This is a genomic window from Enterobacter sp. CFEC122 (genome assembly GCF_052983755.1).
Map to the genome: position 1 here is coordinate 24,569 of NZ_JBRIQR010000002.1, position 24,871 is coordinate 49,439.

Genomic DNA, 24,871 nt, shown 5'->3' on the forward strand with positions numbered 1-24,871 from the left:
TATGACGCAGGGCTTACCTGTATCCAACGTTGTAAACGTTGATGTGATCATCTCGCCGAAAGCGGCTACTGGTCGTAACTTCGGCGCGCTGCTGATCCTCGGTTCTTCCACTGTCATTCCGGTGCAGGAGCGCATTCGCCTTTATGCGTCAGTTGAGGACATTGGCGAGGACTTCGGAGTCGATAGCCCGGAATATGAAGCGGCGCAGGTTTTCTTCAGCCAGTCGCCGAAGCCGACGCAGGTTTATGTTGGCCGCTGGGCGAAGACGCTGACCTCTTCCGAAGGTGGAAGCGTGGAAACCATCGTGCAAGCTGTTAATGCCTGCCTGCAATATACCAACTGGTATGGGCTGGTTGTCGCTGATGATGTTGGCGCTGGTGGCGATGTGCTTGATTCTGATGACGTGATTGAGGTTGCTAAACTCATCGAAGCGTCCAGCCTGAGCCGCATTTTCGGGGTAACATCTGCCGACGCCGAGATTATCAGCACGACCTCGACGACCGATGTTGCGTCAAAATTAAAGGCTGGTAAGTATTCCCGGACCTTTATTCAGTATTCCACCAGCAGCCCTTATGCGGCGGTTTCAGCTTTCGGTCGCGCGTTTACCGTCAATTTCAACGGCAGCAATACCACCATTACCCTGAAATTCAAACAGGAACCGAGCGTAACCTACGAAACGCTGACGTTAGGACAGGCGGCGGCTGTGGATGCGAAGAATGCGAACGTGTTCGTGTACTACGCCAACGACACGGCGATCCTGCAACAGGGTGTCATGGCGAACGGCGACTTCTTCGACGAGCGCCACGGGCTCGACTGGTTGCAGAACTACGTTCAGACCAGCCTCTATAACCTGCTTTACACCAGCACCACCAAAATTCCGCAGACTGATGCCGGTGTGACCCGTCTGCTTTCCAACGTTGAACAGTCCATGGATCAGTCCGTCACGAACGGTCTGGTAGCGGCTGGCGTGTGGAATGGTGGACCTATCGGGCAACTGAATTCCGGCGATACGCTGACCAAAGGCTATTACGTGTATGCGCAACCTCTTTCCGAACAGGCGCAGGCCGACCGCGAAGCGCGCAAAGCACCGTTAATCCAGGTGGCCTGTAAGCTGGCTGGCGCAGTTCATTATGCCGATGTGCAGATCAACGTGGTTCGCTAAGGAGCGATAAATGGCAACTTATTCTTTTCTCGATGTAACCGCGTCGCTCACCGGGCCGACCGGCGTTATCGATCTTGGTCAGGGTTCTGCGAACTCTGAGGAAGGTATCACCCAGACTATGGGCGGCAACAAGAACACCATGACCATCGGTGCTGATGGCGAAGTGATGCACAGCCTGCACGCCGATAAGTCAGGCACCATTACGGTAACGTTGCTGAAAACCTCACCCGTGAACAAGAAGCTGTCTCTGGCGTATAACGCGCAAAGCCAGTCCTCTGCCACCTGGGGAAATAACGTGATCGTCATTCGCAACACGGCATCGGGTGATATTTCTACTGCTCGTTCGTGTGCATTCCAGAAACAGCCTGATTTCAATAACGCCAAAGAGGGCGGAACCGTCGCCTGGGTATTCGATTGCGGCAAGATTGACCAGCTGCTCGGGGAGTTTTAACGCATGGAATTCGAAATTAAAGGCGTGAAATATCGCACCGCAAAGCTCAGCGTTTTCGAGCAGCTGAAGGTTTCCCGCAAGCTGTTGCCTGTGCTGGCCGGGATGGTTTCTGACTTCCGGAGCGTTCAGGAGAAGATCAGCAGCAAAGACACCGAAGGCGCGATGGCTACCATCCTGCCCAAAATTGCCAATGCTGTATCCGATCTGAGTGATGGCGATGTGGACGCTATCCTGTTCCCCTGCCTTTCCGTCGTTTCACGCGAGCATATGAAAGGCTGGGTGCCGGTCTGCCAGCATGGCGAAATGGCGTTTGACGATATCGACCTGCTGACCATGCTGCAACTGGTGGCGCGGGTGGTCGCCGACTCACTGGGAAATTTTTTGCAAGGACTCCCTACCAGCGAGACGCCCACCCCGCCAGCGGAATAACCTTCAACAGCCTGCCGGGCGGTGAAGATTTTATTCTTCGCCCGGCGCTTGCCTTCAATATTGACCAGAAAGACCTTAACAGTGGTGCGGTAGACCTCTGCCGCATCGCGCTTCTCAATGACTACCTCGACATGCGCGAGGATAACGACGCCCGGGTAGATAAATGGAGAGCGGCCAATGAGCGGTAACGCAGATACGATTAAAGACTTCCTTGTTTCGCTGGGGTTCGATATCGATCAGGCTGGCGCTAATAAGTTCGAAGCCGTGCTGAAAGGCGTTACCGCGAACGTTCTGAAGGTCGGCGCGGTGGTGGAAGGCGCAGCGCTGAGCATTGTCGGATTTACCACCCAGATTGCGAATGGTCTGGATAAGATTTACTGGGCATCCCAGCGGACGGGTGCCAGCGTCCAGGGCATCAAAGCGCTGGGCTATGCCGCATCGCAAACCGGTGCCAGCGCTGAGTCGGCCATGTCCTCCCTTGAAGGGCTGGCGGGGTTCATGCGTAGCAATCCGGGGGCGGAAGGGTTCCTGAACCGTCTGGGTGTCCAGACCCGCGATGCCAGCGGAAAGATGCGTGATACTGCGGCCATCTTTACTGGCGTTGGGCAAAAGCTCAACAACATGCCGTATTACCGCGCGAAGCAATACGCGCAGATGCTCGGCATCGATGAAAACACGCTGATGGCGATGCGGCGCGGCATGAATGGCTTTACCGCCGATTACCAGTCGATGCTGCAAAAGACGGGGTTCAACGCTGATAAGGCAGCCGTTCAGTCCAACAAATTTATGACGTCCATGCGAGGGCTTACGTCGCTGTTCGGCATTATGCGGGACAAGATCGGCTCAAACCTCGCTGGTGGCCTGGCTGGTTCGCTGGACAGCCTGCGGAGGCGCATCCTCGACAACTTCCCGAAGATTGAGGAGACGCTGACCAAAGTCATTAAAGGCGTGATCTGGCTTGCGAACGCATTCACACGAATGGCGTGGCGGGTGATTCAGGCCGCTGGATCTGTCATTGACTGGTGGAAGCGTCTTGATGATGGCAGTAAAAACCTGCTGAAAATATTCGGTGCTCTACTGGTCGCATGGCGTCTGCTTAATTCTGCGTTCCTGAAATCCCCGATTGGAATTATCACCACGCTGATTTTGGCGATCGGATTGCTGTACGACGATTACCAGACGTGGAAAGAAGGCGGTAAAAGCCTGATTGACTGGAGTAAGTGGGAGCCAGCAATAGAAAAGGCGAAAAAGGCAATTCTCTGGCTGCGCGATAAACTGCTGGGGCTGAAAGATTCTGTCGGTGGGTGGCAGAACTCGCTGGAAATTTTGGCTACCTTCATTGCTGGGGTTTGGGTAACAAAAGTGCTAGGAGCGTTCGCAAAAATATCCGGCCTTCCGATACCCCCTTGGCTTAAATTATGGGGATTGTATGCCGGTTATGTGGTTTCAGATCGTGAAAACATAAAAGCCAGTGCGCAATCGTCGTGGAATTACGCAAAAAGGAACGTTGGCGACGCTCTTGCTGCGATCGGCATCAAAACCGATCTTGGGCACAAAGACGTTAGCGAGGTACGGGAGTGGCCTGCATGGATGGACTGGTTACATGGTGGCCCTGGTAAAGTGATTCGTCAGGGGCAAAGTAATGGTGTGGTATACGGAAACAACATTCAGCCTGATATTCCCGGGGCGGAGCCATCGCCAGGCGGGCAGGGTGAACCTCGTGGTATTCGCAATAATAACCCCGGCAATATCGATTTCAGAGGGCAGTCGGGGGCAACTCTGGAGAAGCCAGGTGGCAGGTTTGCGCGATTCGAGACTGCTTACGATGGCCTGAAAGCGCTTTCCCGGCAGCTAATGCGCTACTTTGAAGGCAAGACGACAGGTAAGCCTCTGCAAACCCTAAACGATATAATTTCTACGTGGGCACCGGGGAATGAAAATAACACCGGCGCTTATATTGCTAATTTATCGAAAATGATGGGGGTGGCTCCTGATGCCATTCTTAATCTCAAAGATCCGCAGGTTATGACCTCTCTGATGAATGGAATTATCCATCATGAGAACGGGAGAAACCCTTACCCAGGTGAATTGGTTCGTATGGCCGCTGGCGGTGGCGCTTCACAAAGCATCCAGCAAGAAACGGTTATTAATATTCACGGTGTATCTGATCCACGTGAGGCTGCCAATATCACAGTTGAGCGGCAGAAGAACGTTAATTCACAACTAACTCAACAACTTCGAACGGTGCCGAGCTAATGGATATTCTTTCCGCTATTTTTCGCCAGCAATCCCGGCGAATTGGCCTGGTGATCCCCAGCGTGGTCGTTTCCGAAAAGCATTCTGATGCGCTCGAAATTACTGAGCACCCGGTGGAGAAACCAACAACGAATAGCGCCTCGGGTTTCATTGCCGATCATGCGTATAAGCGTCCCAGCGAAGTCACAATGGAATGCGGCTTCGCTGGTGGCGGTTCGTTGCTGGACTTCATTGATACATCTTCAATCGGTCTTAGCGCTGGGCTTAGCCCAAAGGAGACATACCAAAAGCTGCTGGATATGCAGCTTGAGCGCGTGCCGTTCGACGTGGTGACTGGCAAGCGGGTGTACAGCAATATGCTGGTGCGCGCCATCGAGGTGACAACGGACAAAACCAGCGAGAACGTGCTGAACTGCACGCTTACCCTGCGTGAGGTCATAATAACGCAGACAAAAAATGTCACCGTTGCTGATAAATCCGATATGCAGGATGGTGTAAGCACATCTGCGGTACAGAATTCCGGGACTAAATCCACCACCCCAGTAAATGAATCGGTAATTAAGTCAGCAGGGTGGTTTGATGGGCTAAAAGGAACCAGTCTTGGTAACTCTATAGGTATCCAATGAATGTAACTGAAATCCCTTTATCGCCGGATAACCAGCTATTTCGCATTCAGTTAGCAGAGACAACATATACGCTGAGAGTCATTTGGCGTGATTCTGCTGGCTGGATTCTGGATGTACAAGATAGTAGTGGCGAACCACTTCTTTCTGGTGTGCCGCTGGTAACCGGTGTAAATCTTCTTGAGCAATATCCTCAACTAGGTATTAACGGGGCGCTGCTCGTCGGCTGCGATGTAGGCGCACCAGACGAGCCCACCAAAACCAACCTCGGCACATACAGCCACCTCATTTTCGTACAGGAGTAGAAATGTCTCTTAACTGGATGCGCCATTTTGAGCTGCAACTGTTGGATCAGAACGGGCAGGGCGTTTCCCTGTCTGACTTTAAGGTCACGTTCCAGATCGAGTGGGCAGATACACGCTGGCCGCGCGTGGCGAACGTGAAAATTTACAACCTTTCGACCGATACCACGAACAAGATACTGGGGCAGGAGTTTGCCAAAATTCGCATCATTGCCGGGTATGATGGTATAGCGCCGGATGTTGATGCGAGCCAGGTTGGTGTGGCCCGTGAGATTTCACCAGACCAGATAGGGCAGGTGAACGGTCAGAACTACGGCCTGATTTTTGACGGTGATATTCGCTTTACCGTCACCGGGAAGGACAACATTACCGATTCCTGGGTGCTGATTCAGGCTATCGGTGACCATGAAGCATTTCTGTACGCCACCACTATCACCACGCTTGCAGCAGGTTATACCGTAGCGGATCTGCACCGGGCGACGATGCAGGATTTTAACGCGTTCGGCGTGACGCAGGGCATTACCGGCGACTTTCCTGATACCGTGTTTCCTCGTGGCCGAGCAATTTACTCATCCACCCGCAACGTGATGGATAATATTGCTGCGCAGTGTAAGGCAACATGGCAACTGGTGGATGGTCAGGTCCAGATGGTGCCTGAAGATAAATATATTCACGAAGCCATTGTGTTGAATGCTGATACTGGCCTGATCGGTATGCCGCAACAGACTATGGGCGGCGGCGTAAATGTGCGGTGCCTGATAAACCCCAACATTCGCATCAATGGCCTTATTCAGCTCGATCAGGCTTCGGTATACCGCGCGACAGTTGGCAACTCCGATATTGCGCAGTCGCTTGGGCGGATCGGGACGTCTGTATATAATGGGAACATCGAAAGTGACACGTTACCCAGCAAACAACAGGCTGCCAGCATTGCGACAGATGGCGTTTATATCGTCAAAGCTATCGACTATACTGGCGACACCAGAGGTCAAGCGTGGTACATGGATTTGATGTGTTTTGCGCGTGGCAGTCGTGATTTAGTTAATGCTGGTGCTATGCAAAAAACAAACTACTGAGGTACGGGACGTGAAACTCGTAATTTTTACCATTGCAGCATTATTTTCTTTCCAGGCTATTGCTGATTCTCAGTGTGGTGATTTCAACATCCATTGGGCTGATGATGGTTTCGCTCGCGTAAACGGAGCTAAACCTGAATCGCAAAAAGTGACATTTCTTAAAAATGACGGTGATTATAACAACGTCAAAATTGAATGGCGCTTAGCGACCAATCAACCAGGGCGATGGGTAGGAATGGAGTTTATTGGCCGTAATGGTAAAGCAATCCTGAATGCTCAGTGGCTGCAAGCAAATATGGATGCACCACGTCAGTATGCAACTTATGACTGTGTAAAAATAAAAGGATAAAATTAATGAAAGGATTTGTATCTCTTCTTTTTCTGCTATCCACCTCCGTTTGCGCTGGAACGTTAAGTGATTTTTTTGTAAAACATCCAGATTTGGATAATAACCTTGCTATACACACCGCGATTTCTAAAGCTTCTGGCATGGAGGCTGCTGGATTTGCACGCAGAGAGGGTGGCAGCGAAAAAGAGTTGATGAGTAGTAAAGGTGATCAATTCGCAGTGCTCGGGTTTCGTCGAGTGAAAATGTATTGTAGCTATCCTGAATCAGCTCAAATGACTGGTCTAAGCGCTGAAGATTGTAAGCTTGTGCTTAGTAAGAACCTATAGTTTCATTTCAAGTATGAATTTAACCCGCCACCGAGCGGGTTTTTTTATGGAGTTTTTATGCCAATTCCAACTCAATCACAGATCGGCGGCGAGCAGCAGACCGCGCAGGCCATTGCCGATTCGGTGTCTACCCAGATGCGCGTAGCGATGCCCGGCATCATTCAGTCGTTCGATCCTGACACTGTTACCTGCACAGTAGAGGTGGCGCTTCGCGGTATTGTTGGCGATGGCTCCACCGAATTAAAACCGCTGGTGGATGTGCCGGTTATCTTTCCGCGCGGCGGCGGTTGCACGCTGACCTTTCCGGTAAAAGAAGGCGACGAGTGCCTGCTGATCTTCGCCGACCGTTGCATCGATTTCTGGTGGCAGTGCGGCGGCGTTCAGGAGACCGTCGACCCGCGCCAGCATGACTTATCTGATGCGTTCGCCATCGTTGGCCCGCAGTCGCAAGCGCAGAAAATCAGCGGTATCAGTACCAGCGCAGCGCAGCTGCGAACCGATGATGGCGCGGCGTTCGTAGAGGTTGCCGCAGGACATAACATCACCATTAAAACGCCGGGCCAGCTTACGGCTACGGCTGAAGGTGGAACGACAATCACATCCCCGACTATCACGCTGAACGGCAACGTAACGATTAACGGTAACCTGTCTCAGGGAATGGGAGAAAGTGGTGGTACTGCGACGATGCTTGGGCCGGTTACGGTAACGAATGATGTGACAGCTTCAGGTATAAGTGTCGCCACGCATAAACATGGCGGAGTTCAGACAGGCGGGGGAACTACTGGAGGGCCGCAATAATGCGATACCGACGAGAAGATGCTGACGGAGATTACACTTTCGGGCAGGGTGACGACACCTTCCTTATCGACAGTCCGGAGTGTGTCGCCCAGGCCGTAAAAACCCGTTTCGAGCTGTGGCGCGGTCAGTGGTTTCTCGATCTGACGGAAGGCACGCCGTATGTTCAGTCAGTGCTTGGGAAGCAGCGATCAGACGTCTACATCCTGGCTATACGAGAACGCATTCAGGACACGCCGGGCGTTCTGTCGATTCTTTCCTTCGATACCAATTATGACGGCACCAGCCGCCGCGTCACTTTCACTTCCTCCATTGACACAATCTACGGCCAGACGACTGTAACAAGCGAGGCATAAATGGCTTTGAACCTCGACACGCTGGGGCTATCGGCAGCGGTAACCGCCCAGGGGATTAGTGCGCCTGATTACCAGACAATCCTCGATACACTGACCAGCTATTTCAGGCAGATTTACGGTAGTGATGCCTATCTCGAACCAGACAGCAAAGACGGGCAAATGGTCGCGCTGGTGGCTCTTGCCGTGCATGACGCTAACAATACCGCTATCGAGATCTACAACTCGTTTTCACCGACGACAGCGCAGGCCGCAGCGCTTAGCAGCAATGTGAAAATTAACGGGATTACGCGAAAAGTAGCGACAAACTCTACTGCTGACCTTCTGTTAACCGGTACGGCGGGCACGACTATCACGAATGGCTCCGCACGGGATAAAAACGGCATTATCTGGAATTTTCCCGCGAGTGTAGCGATCGGCGTTGACGGTACTGTGCTGGTGACGGCCACATGTGCGAATAGCGGTTCGGTTGCTGCGATGGCCGGGACTATTACCACAATTAACACACCGACTCGCGGCTGGGTGTCGGTAACCAACCCTGCTGCGGCTACTGTCGGTTCACCAGCCGAAACCGACGCAGAGCTGCGCATTCGGCAGGGGCAAAGCGTCGCGCTACCATCGATCACACCGTTTGAAGGTATCGACGGTGCAATAGCTAACGTTGCTGGCGTGACACGTCACAAGCTGTATGAGAACGACACGGGGGCAACCGACAGCAACGGGCTGCCGCCGCACTCAATTTCCGCCATCGTCGATGGTGGGGATGTTACCGAAATAGCCCAGACCATCAGGGGGAATAAAGGGCAGGGAACGGCAACCTACGGGACAACTTCTGTCACGGTGCCGGATACTTACGGTAATCCTCACGTCATCAGTTTTTCACGCTCTACCGATGTGCCAATTTTCGTAACCATTACCCTGAAAGTTTTTACCGGGTATACCTCTCAAATCGGCGAGCAGATTAAACAGGCCGTTGCCGATTATATAAATGGCCTGACAATTGGCGATGATGTGCTGCTGAGCCGTATTTATTCCCCGGCAAACCTTGGCGTTGTGAGCGGCGGTAATGCCCGATATTACGACATTACCGACCTGCTGATCGGTAAGTCGTCTGGCAGCGTATCGGCATCAAATATTGATATTGCCTATGATGCTTCGGCGTCCTGTAGCACCGCGAATATCACAATCACGGTGACCTCATGAGCAAATACACCGAACTGATCACTAACTACCACGCTACCAAGCCACTCTTTTTTGACCATATAGATCTGAGCACCCGCCCGCTGATTGATGTGTCCAGCACTATGTCAGGGCTTGTAACAGCCTTCGATATCGATACGGCGGTCGGCGTGCAGCTCGACACGCTCGGGATCTGGATTGGGCGAAGCCGCATAGTCAGCCAACCGATCACCGGCGTTTATTTCAGTTGGGACACTGAAGGGCTTGGATATGACCAGGGCGTATGGCAGGGACCGTATGACCCGGATTCTGGTTATACGTCGCTAAGTGATGACACCTACCGCATCATTCTGAAAGCGAAGATCGCTATCAACAACTGGGACGGGCGGAACGACTCGCTGCCACCCATTCTGGACGCTGCAACTGCTGGCTCTGGCCTGAAGATGCAGATCGTCGACAACCAGGACATGACGATTTCGGTCTGGGTTTTCCCCGAGACTGATATTTCTGATGTATCTCTCGAATTGATCGCTGCTATCAAACAGGGATATCTCACTGTTAAAGCCGCTGGCGTATGGGCCGGTGACGTGGAAACGCCTTCGGTAGAAACACCATCCGAGGGTTCTAAATTCTTTGGCTTTGACATGGACAACGAATATATCGCCGGATTTGATGATGGCGCATGGGGGAAATTACTGTAATGGCTAAAAATGACTTTAAACCATTCGCGACAGCTGCGAATGCTAACGTGATGTCACAGGCAGACTGGGAAGCACTACCGGCGCTTTTGTCCGGCTTTATTAGTGGGCCAGCAAAATCAGCGCAGGTGAACAAAGCTATTCGGCAGGCTGCTTTTATCGCAGCAGCGTTGGCGCAGTACACCGCCAATAAGAGCGGGCAGGATGTACTTGATGATGGAGATGTAGCAGGATTTATCGCGAAGATGTCCACCGCGTTTGGTAAGGATTTCCAGGCGCTTGATGCCACGCTAACAGCACTTGCTGGCCTCGCTACTGGAGCAAACAAGCTTCCGTATTTCTCCGGGGAAGATACCGCGGCACAAACGGACCTCACACCAGTCGGTAGGGACGTCATCGGCCAGACAAGCGTGGCGAATCTTCTCTCATACCTCAGTTTGAAAACAGCGGCGCAGCGTGATGTTGGCACAGGCACCAACCAAATCCCAGACATGAACTCATTTGCCTCAGGCTCTGGTTGGATGAAATTTCCATCTGGTAAAATTATTCAATATGGATATCAGACATCCAGTAGCAGCGGTTCAGTTATTGTTAACTTTCCTATCCCTTTCCCGACACAATGTTTCGGAGTAACAGGAGCTGGTACAGATGCCAGTGCAGCAAATATTGCAGGTTGTCAGGTAATTGATAAGTCGGGTTTTTATCTTTCAGCGTGGCTCGTGGCTGCCGGCTCTGTATTTAACAGAACGATGACAAATATTTCGTGGATAGCAGTGGGGATTTAATAATGAAATATGTATATAGCGCCACCAGTAATGCTTTTTATCCTGTGGCTCTGAAAAGCTCTTATGAGGATGCAGGCGACTGGCCTGAGGATGGGGTTGAGGTTGACGAGACTGTATTTGCAACATACGGCGGAACACCCCCAGCAGGAAAGATGAGAGGGAGCGACGAAAACGGTTATCCTGCCTGGGTTTCAACGCCTCCACTCACTCGTGAGCAGCAGATTGCAGTTGCTGATAATGAAAAGGTGTCACGCATCGCTGAAGCAAACAGCTTCATGAACAGCAAGCAGTGGCCTGGAAAGGCAGCTATCGGAAGACTGAAGGGGGACGAACTCGCGCAATACAATGCATGGCTTGATTATCTGGATGCGCTGGAGGCGGTGGATACAACGGCTGCGCCGGATATCACCTGGCCTACGCCACCAGCGGCTTAATCTCATTATGGCGGTGTGCCAGATTTGTGTCATACATGGTAAATCGCCATCCACTTTCTTACATCATGTGCCGTTGAGTTTTGCAATGTGAATGCGGCAATGTGCATGTAAAACAGTTAGTTAAATGTGATTCTACTAATTCGTAATGCGAAGGTCGTAGGTTCGACTCCTATTATCGGCACCATTCTAACGTCTCCCCAAGTCTACTAAAGTTCACTAAAACCCCTTATACTCTGCGCTTTGCAGCCCCTTTTAGTATCTCTACGTCTACTAAAGTTCCCTGAAATCTACGGTCGTTTGGGGGTACTTATGGGGGTATTTGCTGTTCGGTCTAGAGGAGGTACCCCCAAGTGAAACTAAACGCCCGGCAGGTGGATGCCGCCAAACCTAAAGATAAGCCTTACAAGCTGGCTGATGGTGGTGGTTTGTATCTCCTGATTAAACCTAATGGCGGCAAATACTGGCGGCTCAAGTATCGTGTAGCCGGCAAAGAGAAACTGTTAGCGCTTGGCGTGTATCCTGATGTCACATTGGCCGATGCTCGGGCAAAACGTGAAGAAGCCAAAAGGGGTATCGCTGGGGGTATCGATCCTATGGAAGCGAAACGGGAGGAGAAGATTGCCCGTGAAATTCAGTTAAACAACACCTTCAAAGATATTGCCCTTGAATGGCACTGCAGCAAACTAAAAAAATGGTCTGCTGGTTATGCTTCAGACATCCTCGAAGCCTTCAATAAAGATGTGTTCCCATACATTGGCAAAAAACCAATAGCCGAAATCAAACCGCTTGAACTGTTGAATGTGCTGCGGCGCATTGAGGGGCGCGGCGCTACCGAAAAGGCAAGAAAAGTTAGGCAGCGCTGTGGGGAAGTTTTCCGTTACGCAATAGTCACCGGTCGAGCTGAGTATAACCCCGCCCCGGATCTCACCAGCGCGATGCAAGGGCACGAGTCCAATCATTTTCCTTTCCTCACACCTAAAGAATTGCCTGATTTCTTCAATGCGTTGTCAGGATATTCAGGAAGCGAGTTAGTAGTTTTGGCTGCTCGTTTGCTGATTATCACCGGATTGCGTCCCGGCGAACTCCGTGGGGCATTTTGGGATGAAATCAATATCAGTAAGGCGGTATGGGAAATACCCGCCTCACGCATGAAAATGCGTCGCCCTCATGTGGTGCCGTTGTCCAGGCAAGCTCTTACGCTTATTGGTCAGATCCAAGAGCTAACAGGCAATTACCCGCTTGTGTTCCCAGGCCGTAACGATCCGCGAAAAACAATGAGTGAAGCCAGCATAAACCAAGTCTTCAAGCGGATTGGCTATAACGGAAAAGTCACCGGGCACGGTTTCCGGCACACCATGAGTACCATCCTGCACGAACAGGGCTACAACACCGCGTGGATAGAAACGCAGCTGGCACACGTCGACAAAAACTCTATTCGAGGAACGTACAACCACGCCCAGTATCTGGATGGCCGCCGCGAAATGCTCCAGTGGTATGCCGACTATATGGAGGCGTTGGAAAACGGCGAAAATGTAGTGCATGGAACGTTTGGGAAAAGCGCTTAACTGTATGTATAGACAGTGCTAATTGACAGTAGTAGACTTCTGTAGATGAACAAAGAATAGGCTATGTCTTTGCAAATTTTCGAAATCTATACACCTCTGTGGACTGGCTTAGCCCAATTAAGTAGAAGACGCGAGGCTATACATGGCAACACGAGTTCAGGTAAAAGAAATTACAAGTTGGATGTCAGTAGAGAAATACGATGTTTTCGAATCACTTACTGTCGAAGAAGTGCTGTCGGAGATAGAGTTTAGAACCATTTTTGCTTGTGAATACGATCCTAACGACGATGAAGAACGTGAGCAATGGAAGCAGTTACAGAAATCTCTTCTCCAAAACATTCAATCTGGAGCTGTTGTCTCAAAGGATATCCCTGAAGATATTCTAAAAGTTTTCCATGATGAATCTATTGAGCTAAATGAACCTGTTGAATTTCTGGTCAATGGAATGTCTGTAATATCCAAGGATCACCACCTAAAGCCCCATTGTTCTGAACTAAGCGAAGATGAAGCAATACAAGCCTTCACCATGGCAGACTTAGTAACTTATTACAGGCATTTTGCTAATGCTAATATCATCCAAGTTGGGGAAAGACAACCAACTATCAAAGAAGGGAAAATCTTCTCAAGCGTCAGCGCCTTAGAAGAGGGAAGTGAGTATTTTGAAGGTGAAGTAGTTATAAAGGTAAATTTAGCATCTTATACGGATGATGAACTTTTGAGTGAATTCAAAGGATTATTAAAATCGTGGCGCTCGGAAGTTGGTATGGATGAACCCGAGTCAGGAAACTTCCGAATTGGCATTTCTACGCTGAAAAAAATCCTCCTATATAAATTAATACCATTTATAGATTTACTACTGTGGGAGAAAGTACATGAGCGTAAAATAAGCAATGAACTTATCGCTCGGATTTTATTCCCTTTGAAACCTGACTCTGATGTCATTGGTGGTACACAGGTCAAGGATACTATTCGGCCATTTGTAGAGCGATTTGTAAATGATAACGCACTCCAGCAGGTTAAATTTTACGCTAAGAAAAACGATTATCTAAAAAATATGCGACTTTCAGATGTACTGAAACTCTCTGAAGATTAGATGGTTTAGAATTCATCGAAACAGGTAGTGCATAAAAATCTGGCAAAAAAAATATTCCAGTTTTGTACCGCTTCTGCGTTGAATCTTAGTCAAAATCCACTCCTGTAGACCACAAACAACTACAGGAGTTAAACATGTCTCAAGTCCTTATCCGTCTTCCTGAAGTGCAACGGCGCACCGGTTATAGTAAAGCTTGGATTTATCGACTTATTAGTCAGAATCGTTTTCCTTCCTCCGTTAAGATTGGATCACGGTCTGTAGCTTTTGTTGAAAGCGAAGTAGATGAATGGATTAGCCAGCGTATTGAAGAGCGTGATGCTCTAATTTCCACAAAACCACAACTGTAACTTAGCCCGGGAAAACCAACATGACGATCAAAAATGCCCGTGCCGGGCAGGGTTTTGCTCACCCTGAAAACAGCAGCGATGATATTTCGGTCATTAAATTTGAGGATGCAAAAGTACGAATTGTTAAGATCCTGGGCGAGCCATGGTTTGTAGCAGCAGATGTATGCGCAGCTCTGGAAATAACAGATCACAAGGTTGCTTTGCGACGTCTGGATGACGATGAAAAGGGGGAGTGTTTAATACCCACCCCTGGCGGAAAGCAGACTATGCGAACTGTATGCGAGTCAGGATTCTACAAACTGATCTCACGTAGTCGTAAGGCAACTACTCCCGGCACCTTTGCGCACCATTTCAGTAATTGGGTATTCCGTGAGGTCATTCCCTCAATTCGTAAAACTGGCTTCTATGGAGTGCCGTTCGTGTTCCTGAACGACTTCAGCCGGCGCATGGCTGCTTATCAGCAGGAGGCCAGCAAACGCGGGTACAAGTTGCAGCAGTGTAAGGGAGTAAAAGAGGCTCTTGTGCGGGAGGAGAGCCTGCTATGGCGTAAGTATCAGCCCGAGCTGTTAGGCGAAGATGGTCAGGAGCCGTTTACTGAAGTTCGCCCTTTAACGGATGAAAAAAAATTGAGTTCGTGAATAACTTGCGTGCTCTTGCGATGTTGAGCACTCAAAATAAGTTCGTCGCGACAGCTCACTAAAAAATTCAAAAAGGTTAATGCCATGAAGAACAATTATGCCCGTCTGGGGCAGGGCTTCGCTCACCCTAAAAACTCCTTGCCTTGTTATTCAACTGAAGGGTATGCTTTAAAAGCACCAGCAAAATCTGGTGTCAGGATTGGCGTCCTGAATGACTGTATGGCGACACATGACGCGCCAAGCGTCTTTTTTTGTGCCGTTGATCCGTCTCACCTATTTTCACGCGTTGTGGTTCAAAACCGCTCTGCTAGCAAAATTATGGTGGGCTGGGTGGGGGCGGAGAAATCCGCGCCGGAGTCCATACAGTCCGGTTACGCCAACCCTGCTCAGTCCACCACCAGTGAAATTGGCGTTTCCGGTGGTGGTTATCTAGACCACTGTATGGAGGCTGCCACATGGCTACTACCCCAACCCAAAAACTGCCCAAATTCACCTGGCTTTTCCTCGGTACGCCGAAAGGCCAAACGTGCACTCCCGTTGTTATCCGCATCGTTGCCGACAGTGAGCAAGAAGCCCGCGAGTGGTATTCCCGCTGGGATCTTATATTTGCCGCCAAAATTCGCTCTGAATGTTCGCTTTATCAGTACAGTAGCGGCGCGTTTGAACTGGATGTTGCGAAATTGGGAGGTAGCCATGCTTAACCTCCAGACCCTGACAGCTAAAGCCCGCGAGCTGCGCGGCAACGTGATAAAAGCCACTACCACGAAAGGCACCCGCACCATGACCCCCGTTTATGAACGGGAAGAGCAGCGCAAACTGCGCGAACGCATCCAGCAGACCCAGCCGGACTGGGTTTTGCTCTGGTGGGATATTGCGACCGTTACCGGCTGGCGTACCAGCGACGTTTGCAACTTCCGTTACTCGTGCATCAACTGGGAAACCGGCATTGCAACAATCATCGTAGCGAAGCAGACCAAAGCAGCAGAAGCCAGGGCGACCCGGAAGGGGATCGAGATTGTTCGCCAGCAGCGTAAGGACGCTGCCCGGCTTGCTGGCGATCACATTGCCTACATGCAATGGGATAGCGTGAGCTGCGACGAGCTGGCCGCCGGCATGACGGAAGAAGAACAGGCGATCGTGTTTGAGCTGGTGGCGAAGGCTGAAGTTAAGCACGATACCAAACAGCTGCCGCCGGGCATCATCAAGCGGCTGCGTGAACGCATGGAGCGCAATCTTATCGGTGACGACCTGGTATTTTCCCGCAGCCAGATTGAAAGTAACCGTTGCCAGTCTCTGGAAGGTAGCGTGAGTCGCCAGACAATCTGGAAGAAACTGCACAACGTTATGGTGTGGTTTACCCGCGTTGTAAACACGCGTCTGCGCCTTAGCGCCTATTCCAGCCGCAAAATTGCCGCCTTTAATCTCATGTCCGCCGGCGGCGAACAGGGTTTGCTGGTTGCCTCTGAAATGCTCGGGCACAGTAACCCGGCAATCACCCGAACTTACCTCCAGTTGGGCAGTAAGGCCTCCGCCATTCAATCCCGTCTGGCCATGGAGGTATCTGTATGAAAATGGTTATCCAATTTTGCCGTCTCGGCGCTTTTGCCGATCACGTATCTGAGCAATTAAATAGTGCGCGATATTGTTTTGCCAGCCAGTCATTAAGGGAAGGGGAGGTGAAATTATGACTCCTGTTTACGATCTGGTTCGCCGGGCCGACGGCAAAAACGTTTTCAGTTTCCCGGCCGGCGGCCGCTATCTGGTGGACACGTCAAATGGTCTTCAGTCGATGCGCCCCCTTATGGACGACGAAATCATTTTTACGGTGGAGAGTGCCGCGCGCTTTCTGAGGAAAATTGGTTATCAGGTAATCCCGCCAGCGGCGTGAGGTTAAAAATATGACGATTAAAAATTCCGGCTTAGCTGCTGGTGGCCGCGCTCACCCTGAAATCAGGCCGAGCGATAAATGGAAGGACAGTCGGGGCAATATCGTAATTATCGAAAGTTACCGATTCGACAGAGTGACATATTGCCGTGAAGGGTACAGCTCACCGTGTTTTTGTACGCCCGAAAGACTGGTGCGGGAGTTTGAATTTGTTTCTTCCGCGCCGGTCGCCGGCGAGAAAGATATCGATCGGATTATGCGGGTACAGGGCATCGAACGAATTCGGGTTATGCGGGAAATCATCAGGGAGCGAGGGAACAGAAAATGAAGAATGCACCAAACCTTAAAAAGCAGCCGGCGGATCTCATGGAGGAGTCAATTATCTTTGCCGGCGCCGATGCCTGGACGTTCGCTAAAGCATGGCAGGAAATGAACCCGATTGGCGACACCGTGCCGCCGGTCGTGCTGGATAAAAAGCAGCTGGCGGAGCTGGAGAATATCCGGATTGTGGATGATGGCCGGCTCTATGCCCGCGTTTGTCGTGGCGGGCATCTGACCGAACGGCAGATAACCATTCTCTCTACAAAGCTGGCGGTGGCCGGCGTGGAGCGCGCGCAATTCTACTCTGAAGGTTATCAGCTTCTGGAGGACTGGACGCCACAGCTGCCGCGCCTCAAAGCCGATGCGGAAGCCGGCAAAAGCATGGTGATCGGCAAACCGCTGAAGGATGTAAACCTTCGCGACCTGGCTGATAACGAAAAGGCGCTCATACTGGCCGCGCGTTACACCGGCATTGCGATCAATGAAAACAGCGAAGGCGTGTACGTCTACCGTGCCGGCATCTGGGAGAAAACGTCTCTGCTCGAGCTGAGCCGCGAAATGGTGGCTATCTACAACGAGAACAAAACCAACTTCAGCAAGCGCGCGATCAACAACGTTATCGACGCCCTGAAAATTGTTATCCCAGTAATGGGGGAGCCGCGGCGCAGCCTGATCCCCTTTGCAAACGGTGTCTACGATATGGAAACCGGCGTTTTCTCCGAACACAGCCAGGATAACTGGCTGACCAACCACAACGGCGTGACCTACACGCCGGCGGTGCCGGGCGAAAACCTCCGCGACCACGCGCCGAACTTCCATAAGTGGCTAAGTTACGCATCAGATAGAGACGCAATTAAGATGCAGCGCATCGCTGCAGCGCTCTTTATGGTGCTGGCGAACCGGTATGACTGGCAGCTGTTCCTCGAGATAACCGGGGAGGGCGGCAGCGGGAAAAGCGTCTTTACCCACATCGCCACGATGCTGGCCGGCGCGCATAACACTGCCAGCGGGAACATGGCGGCGCTCGACAGCGCACGCGGGCGGGCGCAGTTCGTCGGCAAGAGCATGATAACGCTTCCTGATCAGCCCAAATATTCAGGTGAGGGCACCGGCATAAAGGCAATCACCGGCGGGGATGCGGTGGAGATCGACCCGAAACACGAGCACCAGTACACCGCCGTTCTGCGGGCGGTGGTTGTGGCCACGAACAACACGCCGATGATTTTCACCGAACGTGCCGGGGGCGTTTCCCGGCGCCGCGTAATTTTCCAGTTTAACCGGCGCGTCAGCGAAGAGGATAAAGATCCCGACCTGGCAGAAAAGATATCCGCTGAAATTCCGGTGGTTGTTCGCCGGCTGCTGGCGAACTTTGCGAACCCGGAAAAAGCGCGGGCGCTGCTACTGGAGCAACGGAACAGCGAAGAGGCATTAGAGGTAAAACAGAAAACGGATCCGCTATACGCCTTCTGTGCGCATCTGGAGCGCCTGGCTGATTGTGCGGGAATGATGGTAGGAAACCGCAATCCGCCTCACTATCCGCGAATTTATCTCTATCACGCTTATCTGGCATTCCTTGAGGCCAACGGTTTCGACAAACCGCTGACGCTGAATAAATTCGCAGAGGGGATGGAAAGCGCGATGAGGGAGTTTAATCACGAGTACCGTAAGGAACGGAAAGCCCGTGGCATGGTGACTAACGTCGAACTTTCGGAAAGTGCGGAAGACTGGTTACCTCAGACGCATCCTGTAGCCGGTCATAAAGAATGAAGTTCAGATAAATATGGAGAAAGGTATACATGGTATACATCGAGAAGATAATTTATATATAAATCAGCTAAATAAACCATGTATACCTTGTTTTCAGGTATACACAGGGTGTACATGGTGTTCATTCTCTCATTAATCATCTGATGGTTTATTAAACAGAATGATGTATACCGTGTAGACCTGAAATCCTAAAATGTAGGCTGGTGTTCATAGGTTAATATTTTGTTTTATAAGTAATTTTTTGGATTTATGAACACCATGTATACCTTGAGGGCAAATTCTTTAAAACGCATTCATACTTTCCGCGTTGTGCACCCCTGCAATTTCATTAACATCGTTTCATAAACCGCAATCAATTATTTGATTGTTGCGATTAATGGAACTTTAACGGTCGCTATTACAGGGGGCATCATGAGCAAGGTTAACGTTAAGCCCGTTCTGCTGAACGGGAAACAGATTCAGGCTCTGAAAACCATTCAGGAGAGGGAGCGCCAGAAGTCGGGCATGGGGATCGCGCCGTCAATCCATGCTGTTGCACGCAAGGTATTTGATGCAGGGCTATCGAAAATGGAGGCTGGCAAGTGAGCTACTCAATCAAAATAGGGAAACACAGTATCGAGCTGGCAGGTTATGCCGGTAAGGTTGTTGCGCCAAATACTCAGATGGCCGCTTTATTCCGTGGCATGGCGGGCGAACTCACCAGCCTGAGGACAACGGCGCAGCAGGCCGAAGCTGAGGCGGATTTGCTGGACGTTATCCGCAACGATCCGGATCTGAACGAACAGGCAAAAAACCGCAGGGCAGGTGAAGCCCGGAACCCGGACACGCTCAAAGACTTTACCCGCGGGGTGGCAGCCGTAAGCGAGCAGGCCGCAAACATTCTCGATTACCTGAAGAACAAGCTCGCTCCGGTTAATCCCCTGGCATCTGATGATGTTCAGGGATTCATGCGTGACAGCGAAATGCGCCAGGCATTCGCAAGGCTGGATCGCCGCAGCCAGGAAAAAATGCTGCTGTCGATGCACAGTGGAAAGCATCAGGAGCTGGCGGACGCCTTACTAAGGGCGCATGCTGTGTGTTCGGGACTCGATACGGAACAGCTAAAACGTCTCGGCTTCTCCCGTATCGCATCAGAGAATGGGCAGGTGATTAGCGCGGTTGCCGATCTGGTCGACGCGGTAAGGAAAGACGTCGCACAAATTACAGCTGTCCGTACCTGGTATAACAATCTCGTGTACGGGAAGAACGACGATCCATCAGACGTACAGCCACGCATGACCGGCCTTGACCAGTTAAGCGAACATGTCAGCGCGATGCTCAAAGGCAGCCAGCGGCAGGCACATTCAGAAGAGAAGCAGGCCGCCTGAGGGCGGCTTTTTTCTGCCCGGAGGGAAACATCACGATGCTATTAAGTAAGTCAGCCTACGCCAGGCATATGGGCGTCAGCCGGCAAACTGTTTACGGCTGGATAGCCCGCGGTGAAATTGTAATTTCAGGCGATAAAGTGGATGTCGAAGCATCGCAGGCTAAACAAAATTCTGCTGGTGCTGGTGCTGGTGCTGGTGCTGGTGCTGGTGCTGGTGCTGGTGCTGGTGCTGGTGATCATCACAATGCAATGACGTGGGCGCAGGCCGCCGCGTGGGTATGGGTGCATGACGGCGGGAAAGAGCTGCCGGCTGATATTAATGCTGGCCAGCGAATAGAGGCAGCAGCCGCTGAGCTGGGTTTTGATGTTCAGCACGAGCCCGATGAACAATTGCTGATTCTCTTCCGGCCGGATGAAGAAACCCACAGCTTCTATGGCAAAGACCGTGCCGCGGGCGCTTTACGGTTTCTTCGTTCTGAGCTGGCCTACGTTTCCACAATGCACCCCGATACGCCGGATGACTGGAGCAAAACAAGATTAAGGGCGCTCTGCCTGCTGGACGGCGAAAAACTGTAAACCCCCCAGCCCTCAAACTTGACACTTTTTCACGAGAAACTGGGAAAAGTGTCAACCCAACCTAACGGATCCTGACGCCTACGAACAGCAGCTACAGCAGAAGTGTAAAGGGCTGGCGTTGAGATTTGTTGAGCCTTGGCTGTTAACTTTTGTTAATCCTGATGCGAAGCAGGGCAGGTGTCAGCCTGTTATGGTTTGTTATGCCTTACTAGGGAAAACTAGGGGGAAGTGTCAACTGCTACCGCTTCAGAAAACTTCAGGTACACGAACTCGTGAAGGGGAGGTGTTAAGCACTCCCCCTTTGCAACCATCCTCGAGCCTCTTTCAGATCGCTGTTCTAGTTTGCCCGGACACTGGCGTTCAGATTGAGTTGTCAAAAGTTGTCACCCACCGGCAGCGCCAGTGGGGATTTTTGGCAGAACGCGCTCTAAGTTACAGTTGCTTCATTCAGTCAGATTCGATACTTGTAGTTTAAAATGATGCACTTTGATAAATTTTTTTTGGAATAATAAACAATGTAAATCATTGTCATTGAAATAATTGAGTTGTCTGAAATGGCATCTGATATTAATCCTGACTGTATTTTGCTTTTCAAAAAATAAGAACTTGCCTATTTAAGAATCTTGTCATAAGTTAACTTTCTATATCTTAATATAAATGATATTAATGAGTCGGTGGGTATGATGAATACAGTGAAACTTGAGCACTTTATAAGGGCTATTGAAGATGTTGGCGCTCATGGCGATAATGACATGTTGCCTTTTGATATCGATACTGTTTTTATTTCGGAGTCGAAGGAGCAGATAGCAAATATTGCTTTTGATTTTTTTAAAAGGCTTGAGAAAGATGGCAGGCCGAATGCAAGAAATATTTTAAATGGAATTCAGGTTTACTCGGAGAGATTGCTTTCTCCAACTGGTGCAAGTGGCTTTAGAATTTCAACGAAGATCCATCCATTTTGGAATGTATATCTTAATGGTCTGGCTATCGCGATTGCAGAAATAAATGAATCTAAAAGAAGTCAAAATGCACATTCATATCGTTATGTTGAAACTGGTGTGAATTTATTTGATAGAGATAAGTCGTGGCGGGCATATAAAGAAGCAACAATTAATGATGCGGCATTAAATAATGAGGGTGCTGTTGTTATTCAAACGGATATATCAAGCTTTTACGAGCATATTTATCATCATCGTATCGAAAATTGTATTAATGATTTGTTTGGGGAAGGTTCAACAGTTGCAACTCAAATAGATAGATTATTAAGTCAGTTGTCAGCGGGTAGATCATTTGGCTTGCCAGTCGGAGGGCAGTGCTCAAGAGTTTTAGCTGAGCTACTAATGACCTCAGTAGACCAACTTTTGACATCATCAAAACTCAATTGGCATAGGTATGTAGATGATTTTACGATAATTGCCAGTGATCAGGCTGACGCTTATCGTGCTATTTCAATTCTATCTAATGCTTTGGCTGATTATGGGTTGTCATTAAATAGAACTAAAACAACAATTCTAAAAGCTCAGCATTATAAAAATTTTGTTTATACACAATTGTTTGTAGATGATGATAAGTCTAGTAAACTTAAAAAAATTGACTTACATTTTGACCCATATTCTGACAACCCTGTCGCTGATTATGATGAACTAGTTGAAACTGTTGAGAAACTAAATGTACAAGCCTTGCTTGATTTGGAAATTCATAAAAGTCAGCCTGACACTTTCTTAGTTAATCAAATAAGTAGAACATTGAAACTTCAGGAGCCTGCTTTAGCATTACAGCTATGTATAACATTACTCTCTCCTGAAAATTTACACTCTTTTAGAAGCTCTTTTTCTACAATTATTAAGGGTGTAAACTCTATCAGGAATGATGAGCGATATTCCTCAATCTATCAAATGCTTGATAGGATGGTAGACGATATTTTTGTTCATTCTGAGCATCTACTGCTACCAGAAGCTAACTGTTTGCATTATTTACGCTCTATAAGAGTAACACGAACAAATAATAGGGCTGCATATGTTCATAGTTTACTAAATGAAAGCTCGTCTGAAACTATAAAAAGAGCGTGTCTCGATTGTATAAGGAATTGGAAAGATAGACCCTCATTTATTTCTGAGAGGAATAAATGGTCAAAATTATCACCGGAGGTACAAAGGATACTTTGGCTCGCATCCTATAAATTCGGTGATGATGGAAAACATTTTAGGGATCAAGTTAAAAAAGCAATATCTAACTCATGGTTACTTGGAATTGAACAAAAAGGAAAGTCATCATTCTCTGAAATATTTATTAATTGGTGCCAAGAGGTAAATAATAAATGAGATTTTTAAGATTACCTGTCAAAGATCCGAGAACTGTAGCGCGAGATATTCCAGGTATCTGTGATTTGTTATTTCCACAATTGCTACCAGCAATAATCGCACATCTCAATCGCGAAGCCCAACCTATACCCGGTTGTACTATTATTGATGAAGGTATGTTGGTTGGGATAAATACAAATGCAGCTATGTTATTTGAAGTTGCCTATGTTAGAGCAGAGCAAATTCTTGAAGGAAAAAATGAAGATTGGAATGAATGTTTGTCTATAGCTCTGAGCCGGCAATCAAGATATTTTGATGCGGTTTTACCAGATCACTTATCAGTTGTTGAGATTAAAATAGCTAATCAAACTGCCAATAATCTAATAAAATCAATAAGGTATTTGAGAGAGGGGTGGGGGGGAGGTAATGTAGTTAGGGCCCCCATCATTCCTGGATTTCAATGGATAGCAGAAGGCCAAGGAGATTTTTCAATCGGCCAGAGACTGATTGAAGTAAAATGCACAAATAGAAATTTTTCGTCTTCTGATTATCGTCAGATTTTAATTTATTGGCTATTAAGTTTTTCATCCTCAATTGAGGGCGGTATGAATGAATGGAAGACAGGTGTATTACTAAATCCAAGAGCAAACAAATACATTGAAATTGACTTCAATGAATTAGTTAGAATAGCAGCTGCTGGAAGAACTAAGTTAGAACTGTTGGAGTTGTTTTCGTCAATTGTGGGTGATTATGCGTATAAATTAGGAGAGTAAATTCTGCGAGGTGAGTAGAAGTGCTATGCCTTCGCAGCCATAGCACTTAAAGTATATTATTCCTAAATATGATAATCGCAGTTCTAAGCTCCACAAAGTTTAGAAATAGAATAGTTATTGGGGGTATCTTTGGGGGTACTTTCATAATCGCATTATAAAAAATGATTTAAAATCAATGCCTTAAGCGTGTGGTGCTGTTCCTATTATCGAACCATCTTTCACGCTGTCCTTTTACAACCAAATAAAAAACATTTACCTCTTTTCATAGAGATTTATTGCGACTCATCTATAACTTTCTTCCGACAGCCCCGACAAACCATCACACATCTCCTGCAACTCATTAAACATCCTTGCCACATGGAAGCCATCGCACACCGAATGATGGACCTGCACCGCGAGCGGCAGCAGCACTTTTCCATCCTGCTCGTAGTATTTTCCAAACGTGAACATAGGCGAAAAGAAGTTCTTCATGTGCGCAATGTTCATATTAAAGTTGGTAAACGTTACCCACGGAATAGACGAGACGAAAAAGACATTTTCCCGGGACTCTTCCTTAGGCCAGTATGAAAGGCTATTTCCATAGCGGGCCGTATCTTCTGCATACGTGTTCTGGAAGTGATGAATATTGCCGTCATAGTGGCTCCACAGTGACGAAAACGTCTCCGTTTCGGGGTGGAAAATGGTGTAGCTGGGATGAACTTCATTCCATATGACAAGCTCATTGTCCTTCATGGCCATACGGAACTCAGGATGCCGGTTCATGATGTTAGACAGGAGAAAAATGATCGTCGGGTAAAACTTCCAGCCCACCGCTTTGATATGTTTTCGCAGCGCGGTAATGTCGATGAGAACGGTTTGGTTAATTGTGCATTCAGCAAATGACTGGAAGACTTCAAAATGCTCCTTCCTTGGCCAACGAGATAAATCAACAGGCGTATACTCCGGGGCTGTTTTTTTCATTGTTTAACCTTTGATTATCAACCGTCTACGTGATTTTTGGCCAGAAACAACCGGACAACCAT

General features: G+C 49.1%; 32 protein-coding genes and 1 pseudogene. 32 read left to right on the forward strand and 1 reads right to left on the reverse strand.

The window, feature by feature from the left end; genetic code table 11:
• Nucleotide 1 precedes the first annotated feature (1 nt).
• The 32 genes and pseudogenes from ACVCAM_RS01945 (at nt 2) to ACVCAM_RS02100 (ending at nt 23,849) form a co-directional block, all read left to right on the forward strand.
• A complete protein-coding gene (locus tag ACVCAM_RS01945; RefSeq protein ID WP_447093513.1) occupies nt 2-1,162 on the forward strand; it encodes a DUF3383 family protein in 1,161 nt (386 codons plus the stop codon).
• Nucleotides 1,163-1,172: 10 nt separating this feature from the next.
• Entirely contained in the window at nt 1,173-1,613 is a 441-nt protein-coding gene (locus tag ACVCAM_RS01950) for a DUF3277 family protein (protein ID WP_000257257.1), read from the forward strand.
• A 3-nt stretch (nt 1,614-1,616) separates the two neighbouring features.
• Complete coding sequence (locus ACVCAM_RS01955) at nt 1,617-2,042, forward strand: phage tail assembly chaperone (RefSeq protein WP_000393957.1); 426 nt, start codon at nt 1,617-1,619, stop codon at nt 2,040-2,042.
• Nucleotides 2,043-2,146: 104 nt separating this feature from the next.
• A complete protein-coding gene (locus ACVCAM_RS01960; protein ID WP_371831623.1) occupies nt 2,147-2,230 on the forward strand; it encodes a DUF6889 family protein in 84 nt (27 codons plus the stop codon).
• Nucleotides 2,220-4,298: a lytic transglycosylase domain-containing protein gene (locus ACVCAM_RS01965; protein ID WP_447093514.1), complete on the forward strand. Its 2,079-nt coding sequence runs from the start codon at nt 2,220-2,222 to the stop codon at nt 4,296-4,298. The genes ACVCAM_RS01960 and ACVCAM_RS01965 overlap by 11 nt, the downstream gene beginning before the upstream one ends.
• Nucleotides 4,298-4,924: a phage baseplate protein gene (locus ACVCAM_RS01970; RefSeq protein WP_447093515.1), complete on the forward strand. Its 627-nt coding sequence runs from the start codon at nt 4,298-4,300 to the stop codon at nt 4,922-4,924. Before ACVCAM_RS01965 ends, ACVCAM_RS01970 begins: the two co-directional genes overlap by 1 nt.
• Complete coding sequence (locus ACVCAM_RS01975; protein WP_032177179.1) at nt 4,921-5,226, forward strand: phage baseplate plug family protein; 306 nt, start codon at nt 4,921-4,923, stop codon at nt 5,224-5,226. Before ACVCAM_RS01970 ends, ACVCAM_RS01975 begins: the two co-directional genes overlap by 4 nt.
• A gap of 2 nt (nt 5,227-5,228) precedes the next feature.
• Nucleotides 5,229-6,299 carry a hypothetical protein gene (locus tag ACVCAM_RS01980; RefSeq protein ID WP_439208252.1) on the forward strand — a complete coding sequence of 357 codons (1,071 nt, stop codon included), beginning with the start codon at nt 5,229-5,231 and terminating at the stop codon, nt 6,297-6,299.
• A gap of 10 nt (nt 6,300-6,309) precedes the next feature.
• Nucleotides 6,310-6,648: a hypothetical protein gene (locus ACVCAM_RS01985; RefSeq protein WP_087855371.1), complete on the forward strand. Its 339-nt coding sequence runs from the start codon at nt 6,310-6,312 to the stop codon at nt 6,646-6,648.
• 5 nt (nt 6,649-6,653) lie between these two features.
• A complete protein-coding gene (locus ACVCAM_RS01990) occupies nt 6,654-6,974 on the forward strand; it encodes a hypothetical protein (RefSeq protein WP_045356309.1) in 321 nt (106 codons plus the stop codon).
• A gap of 57 nt (nt 6,975-7,031) precedes the next feature.
• Nucleotides 7,032-7,772, forward strand: coding sequence for a phage baseplate assembly protein V (locus ACVCAM_RS01995; protein WP_447093516.1), 741 nt, complete (start codon nt 7,032-7,034; stop codon nt 7,770-7,772).
• Nucleotides 7,772-8,125, forward strand: a complete 354-nt coding sequence (locus tag ACVCAM_RS02000; protein ID WP_016239889.1) for a hypothetical protein — start codon at nt 7,772-7,774, stop codon at nt 8,123-8,125. Before ACVCAM_RS01995 ends, ACVCAM_RS02000 begins: the two co-directional genes overlap by 1 nt.
• Nucleotides 8,126-9,325, forward strand: a complete 1,200-nt coding sequence (locus ACVCAM_RS02005) for a baseplate J/gp47 family protein (protein ID WP_447093517.1) — start codon at nt 8,126-8,128, stop codon at nt 9,323-9,325. It abuts the gene before it with no gap.
• Nucleotides 9,322-10,002, forward strand: coding sequence for a DUF2612 domain-containing protein (locus ACVCAM_RS02010; protein WP_447093518.1), 681 nt, complete (start codon nt 9,322-9,324; stop codon nt 10,000-10,002). The genes ACVCAM_RS02005 and ACVCAM_RS02010 overlap by 4 nt, the downstream gene beginning before the upstream one ends.
• Nucleotides 10,002-10,784 (forward strand): gp53-like domain-containing protein, encoded by a 783-nt coding sequence (locus ACVCAM_RS02015; protein WP_447093519.1) that lies wholly within the window; start codon nt 10,002-10,004, stop codon nt 10,782-10,784. Before ACVCAM_RS02010 ends, ACVCAM_RS02015 begins: the two co-directional genes overlap by 1 nt.
• Nucleotides 10,785-10,786: 2 nt before the next feature.
• Nucleotides 10,787-11,218 carry a tail fiber assembly protein gene (locus ACVCAM_RS02020; RefSeq protein WP_447093520.1) on the forward strand — a complete coding sequence of 144 codons (432 nt, stop codon included), beginning with the start codon at nt 10,787-10,789 and terminating at the stop codon, nt 11,216-11,218.
• Between the two features lie 350 nt (nt 11,219-11,568).
• Nucleotides 11,569-12,783, forward strand: a complete 1,215-nt coding sequence (locus ACVCAM_RS02025; protein ID WP_407223081.1) for a tyrosine-type recombinase/integrase — start codon at nt 11,569-11,571, stop codon at nt 12,781-12,783.
• A gap of 142 nt (nt 12,784-12,925) precedes the next feature.
• The gene (locus tag ACVCAM_RS02030) at nt 12,926-13,876 is read left to right on the forward strand and encodes a DUF6387 family protein (protein ID WP_219323638.1); all 951 of its coding nucleotides are present in this window, start codon (nt 12,926-12,928) and stop codon (nt 13,874-13,876) included.
• Between the two features lie 134 nt (nt 13,877-14,010).
• The gene (locus tag ACVCAM_RS02035; RefSeq protein ID WP_219323636.1) at nt 14,011-14,223 is read left to right on the forward strand and encodes a helix-turn-helix transcriptional regulator; all 213 of its coding nucleotides are present in this window, start codon (nt 14,011-14,013) and stop codon (nt 14,221-14,223) included.
• A gap of 20 nt (nt 14,224-14,243) precedes the next feature.
• The gene (locus ACVCAM_RS02040; RefSeq protein WP_219323634.1) at nt 14,244-14,861 is read left to right on the forward strand and encodes a BRO-N domain-containing protein; all 618 of its coding nucleotides are present in this window, start codon (nt 14,244-14,246) and stop codon (nt 14,859-14,861) included.
• A 219-nt stretch (nt 14,862-15,080) separates the two neighbouring features.
• Nucleotides 15,081-15,269: pseudogene (locus tag ACVCAM_RS02045) on the forward strand (ash family protein); the annotation flags it as partial.
• 47 nt (nt 15,270-15,316) lie between these two features.
• On the forward strand, nt 15,317-15,562 hold the full coding sequence (locus tag ACVCAM_RS02050) for a host cell division inhibitor Icd-like protein (protein WP_219323689.1): 246 nt from the start codon (nt 15,317-15,319) through the stop codon (nt 15,560-15,562).
• Nucleotides 15,555-16,430 carry an integrase gene (locus ACVCAM_RS02055; RefSeq protein ID WP_407223781.1) on the forward strand — a complete coding sequence of 292 codons (876 nt, stop codon included), beginning with the start codon at nt 15,555-15,557 and terminating at the stop codon, nt 16,428-16,430. The genes ACVCAM_RS02050 and ACVCAM_RS02055 overlap by 8 nt, the downstream gene beginning before the upstream one ends.
• Nucleotides 16,427-16,549, forward strand: a complete 123-nt coding sequence (locus ACVCAM_RS02060; RefSeq protein ID WP_407223084.1) for a hypothetical protein — start codon at nt 16,427-16,429, stop codon at nt 16,547-16,549. The genes ACVCAM_RS02055 and ACVCAM_RS02060 overlap by 4 nt, the downstream gene beginning before the upstream one ends.
• Nucleotides 16,546-16,749 carry a hypothetical protein gene (locus ACVCAM_RS02065; RefSeq protein WP_020686326.1) on the forward strand — a complete coding sequence of 68 codons (204 nt, stop codon included), beginning with the start codon at nt 16,546-16,548 and terminating at the stop codon, nt 16,747-16,749. The genes ACVCAM_RS02060 and ACVCAM_RS02065 overlap by 4 nt, the downstream gene beginning before the upstream one ends.
• 10 nt (nt 16,750-16,759) lie before the next feature.
• Nucleotides 16,760-17,074, forward strand: coding sequence for a DUF4222 domain-containing protein (locus ACVCAM_RS02070; RefSeq protein WP_407223085.1), 315 nt, complete (start codon nt 16,760-16,762; stop codon nt 17,072-17,074).
• Nucleotides 17,071-18,834 carry a DNA primase family protein gene (locus tag ACVCAM_RS02075; RefSeq protein ID WP_407223086.1) on the forward strand — a complete coding sequence of 588 codons (1,764 nt, stop codon included), beginning with the start codon at nt 17,071-17,073 and terminating at the stop codon, nt 18,832-18,834. Before ACVCAM_RS02070 ends, ACVCAM_RS02075 begins: the two co-directional genes overlap by 4 nt.
• 411 nt (nt 18,835-19,245) lie before the next feature.
• Nucleotides 19,246-19,419, forward strand: a complete 174-nt coding sequence (locus ACVCAM_RS02080) for a hypothetical protein (protein ID WP_407223087.1) — start codon at nt 19,246-19,248, stop codon at nt 19,417-19,419.
• The gene (locus ACVCAM_RS02085) at nt 19,416-20,201 is read left to right on the forward strand and encodes a hypothetical protein (RefSeq protein WP_014830801.1); all 786 of its coding nucleotides are present in this window, start codon (nt 19,416-19,418) and stop codon (nt 20,199-20,201) included. Before ACVCAM_RS02080 ends, ACVCAM_RS02085 begins: the two co-directional genes overlap by 4 nt.
• Before the next feature lie 248 nt (nt 20,202-20,449).
• Entirely contained in the window at nt 20,450-20,776 is a 327-nt protein-coding gene (locus ACVCAM_RS02090) for a hypothetical protein (RefSeq protein WP_407223088.1), read from the forward strand.
• Between the two features lie 680 nt (nt 20,777-21,456).
• Nucleotides 21,457-23,097 carry an RNA-directed DNA polymerase gene (locus ACVCAM_RS02095; protein WP_447093521.1) on the forward strand — a complete coding sequence of 547 codons (1,641 nt, stop codon included), beginning with the start codon at nt 21,457-21,459 and terminating at the stop codon, nt 23,095-23,097.
• The gene (locus ACVCAM_RS02100) at nt 23,094-23,849 is read left to right on the forward strand and encodes a hypothetical protein (protein ID WP_407223090.1); all 756 of its coding nucleotides are present in this window, start codon (nt 23,094-23,096) and stop codon (nt 23,847-23,849) included. Before ACVCAM_RS02095 ends, ACVCAM_RS02100 begins: the two co-directional genes overlap by 4 nt.
• A 282-nt stretch (nt 23,850-24,131) precedes the next feature.
• On the opposite strand, the gene catA is transcribed toward ACVCAM_RS02100, so the two are convergent.
• Nucleotides 24,132-24,809: a type A chloramphenicol O-acetyltransferase gene (gene catA, locus ACVCAM_RS02105; RefSeq protein ID WP_407223091.1), complete on the reverse strand. Its 678-nt coding sequence runs from the start codon at nt 24,807-24,809 to the stop codon at nt 24,132-24,134.
• Nucleotides 24,810-24,871: the final 62 nt, after the last annotated feature.

Bases quoted from the DNA above. Each gene is read 5' to 3' on its own strand.
- ACVCAM_RS01945 (WP_447093513.1), top strand. From the start codon at position 2: ATGACGCAGGGCTTACCTGTATCCAACGTTGTAAACGTTGATGTGATC.
- ACVCAM_RS01950 (WP_000257257.1), top strand. From the start codon at position 1,173: ATGGCAACTTATTCTTTTCTCGATGTAACCGCGTCGCTCACCGGGCCG.
- ACVCAM_RS01955 (WP_000393957.1), top strand. From the start codon at position 1,617: ATGGAATTCGAAATTAAAGGCGTGAAATATCGCACCGCAAAGCTCAGC.
- ACVCAM_RS01965 (WP_447093514.1), top strand. From the start codon at position 2,220: ATGAGCGGTAACGCAGATACGATTAAAGACTTCCTTGTTTCGCTGGGG.
- ACVCAM_RS01970 (WP_447093515.1), top strand. From the start codon at position 4,298: ATGGATATTCTTTCCGCTATTTTTCGCCAGCAATCCCGGCGAATTGGC.
- ACVCAM_RS01975 (WP_032177179.1), top strand. From the start codon at position 4,921: ATGAATGTAACTGAAATCCCTTTATCGCCGGATAACCAGCTATTTCGC.
- ACVCAM_RS01980 (WP_439208252.1), top strand. From the start codon at position 5,229: ATGTCTCTTAACTGGATGCGCCATTTTGAGCTGCAACTGTTGGATCAG.
- ACVCAM_RS01990 (WP_045356309.1), top strand. From the start codon at position 6,654: ATGAAAGGATTTGTATCTCTTCTTTTTCTGCTATCCACCTCCGTTTGC.
- ACVCAM_RS01995 (WP_447093516.1), top strand. From the start codon at position 7,032: ATGCCAATTCCAACTCAATCACAGATCGGCGGCGAGCAGCAGACCGCG.
- ACVCAM_RS02000 (WP_016239889.1), top strand. From the start codon at position 7,772: ATGCGATACCGACGAGAAGATGCTGACGGAGATTACACTTTCGGGCAG.
- ACVCAM_RS02005 (WP_447093517.1), top strand. From the start codon at position 8,126: ATGGCTTTGAACCTCGACACGCTGGGGCTATCGGCAGCGGTAACCGCC.
- ACVCAM_RS02010 (WP_447093518.1), top strand. From the start codon at position 9,322: ATGAGCAAATACACCGAACTGATCACTAACTACCACGCTACCAAGCCA.
- ACVCAM_RS02015 (WP_447093519.1), top strand. From the start codon at position 10,002: ATGGCTAAAAATGACTTTAAACCATTCGCGACAGCTGCGAATGCTAAC.
- ACVCAM_RS02020 (WP_447093520.1), top strand. From the start codon at position 10,787: ATGAAATATGTATATAGCGCCACCAGTAATGCTTTTTATCCTGTGGCT.
- ACVCAM_RS02030 (WP_219323638.1), top strand. From the start codon at position 12,926: ATGGCAACACGAGTTCAGGTAAAAGAAATTACAAGTTGGATGTCAGTA.
- ACVCAM_RS02035 (WP_219323636.1), top strand. From the start codon at position 14,011: ATGTCTCAAGTCCTTATCCGTCTTCCTGAAGTGCAACGGCGCACCGGT.
- ACVCAM_RS02040 (WP_219323634.1), top strand. From the start codon at position 14,244: ATGACGATCAAAAATGCCCGTGCCGGGCAGGGTTTTGCTCACCCTGAA.
- ACVCAM_RS02050 (WP_219323689.1), top strand. From the start codon at position 15,317: ATGGCTACTACCCCAACCCAAAAACTGCCCAAATTCACCTGGCTTTTC.
- ACVCAM_RS02055 (WP_407223781.1), top strand. From the start codon at position 15,555: ATGCTTAACCTCCAGACCCTGACAGCTAAAGCCCGCGAGCTGCGCGGC.
- ACVCAM_RS02060 (WP_407223084.1), top strand. From the start codon at position 16,427: ATGAAAATGGTTATCCAATTTTGCCGTCTCGGCGCTTTTGCCGATCAC.
- ACVCAM_RS02065 (WP_020686326.1), top strand. From the start codon at position 16,546: ATGACTCCTGTTTACGATCTGGTTCGCCGGGCCGACGGCAAAAACGTT.
- ACVCAM_RS02070 (WP_407223085.1), top strand. From the start codon at position 16,760: ATGACGATTAAAAATTCCGGCTTAGCTGCTGGTGGCCGCGCTCACCCT.
- ACVCAM_RS02075 (WP_407223086.1), top strand. From the start codon at position 17,071: ATGAAGAATGCACCAAACCTTAAAAAGCAGCCGGCGGATCTCATGGAG.
- ACVCAM_RS02080 (WP_407223087.1), top strand. From the start codon at position 19,246: ATGAGCAAGGTTAACGTTAAGCCCGTTCTGCTGAACGGGAAACAGATT.
- ACVCAM_RS02090 (WP_407223088.1), top strand. From the start codon at position 20,450: ATGACGTGGGCGCAGGCCGCCGCGTGGGTATGGGTGCATGACGGCGGG.
- ACVCAM_RS02095 (WP_447093521.1), top strand. From the start codon at position 21,457: ATGATGAATACAGTGAAACTTGAGCACTTTATAAGGGCTATTGAAGAT.
- ACVCAM_RS02100 (WP_407223090.1), top strand. From the start codon at position 23,094: ATGAGATTTTTAAGATTACCTGTCAAAGATCCGAGAACTGTAGCGCGA.
- catA (WP_407223091.1), bottom strand. From the start codon at position 24,809: ATGAAAAAAACAGCCCCGGAGTATACGCCTGTTGATTTATCTCGTTGG.